1 protein-coding gene and 1 pseudogene are annotated in these 594 nt (G+C 48.5%); one reads left to right on the top strand and one right to left on the bottom strand.

What is annotated here, in order from left to right; translation table 11 throughout:
- Nucleotides 1-111: 111 nt before the first annotated feature.
- Nucleotides 112-246, top strand: coding sequence for a hypothetical protein (locus tag AWU74_RS13235; RefSeq protein ID WP_282955541.1), 135 nt, complete (start codon nt 112-114; stop codon nt 244-246).
- Nucleotides 247-312: 66 nt separating this feature from the next.
- Here AWU74_RS13235 and AWU74_RS12015 read toward each other — a convergent pair.
- A pseudogene (locus tag AWU74_RS12015) lies at nt 313-594 on the bottom strand (modification methylase); the annotation flags it as partial.

Genomic DNA, 594 nt, shown 5'->3' with positions numbered 1-594 from the left:
ACCAAGGTTCCGTAGAACGCTACGAATATCTTGTAGAACACTATGAAAGTCCGGTAGAACAGAAAAACAGGCTGGCGAGGTCATTCACCTAACAGGAGCGCGCCGCGCAGTATGGCTGGAGACTTCATTCTCCGCGCGAACGGTGCGTTTTTGAACTGGGTAAAGGCGCTGATAATCTATGCGGCGGAACAGGCGAGTTTTGGCGAAATCGCCTGCGTCTCGGAAAAAGCGCCGCGCCAGTTCTAAATTCTTTCTCATAACGCATTCTCGTCAGGCGTCAACCCATAGAGCGCACCTATCTGCGCGGACGCCTCATCTTTCACACACCACAATATACTCAGACAGCATTGTATTCACCGTTTTGCCCGCTTTATTTGTCGGAGAGTTTTTGCACGGCATAGCTTTGTTGCTCAAGGCGCGTTCATACGTGATACTGTGCTTAAAACCGTTTTCTTCAAATTTTTCGGCAATGAATTGGTCGGTCGGAAGCTTGACGTTTTTGACCGTCCTGTCCCCGACAACATAAATTATTTTTCCGCCCTTCTTTACGCTTCCGGCAATTTTTTGAATGGAATCGCCCAAATCGCCGTAAAA

Source organism: Treponema endosymbiont of Eucomonympha sp. (assembly GCF_001028545.1).
This window is presented reverse-complemented; position numbering and strand designations above follow the sequence as displayed.

Bases quoted from the DNA above. Each gene is read 5' to 3' on its own strand.
- AWU74_RS13235 (WP_282955541.1), top strand. From the start codon at position 112: ATGGCTGGAGACTTCATTCTCCGCGCGAACGGTGCGTTTTTGAACTGG.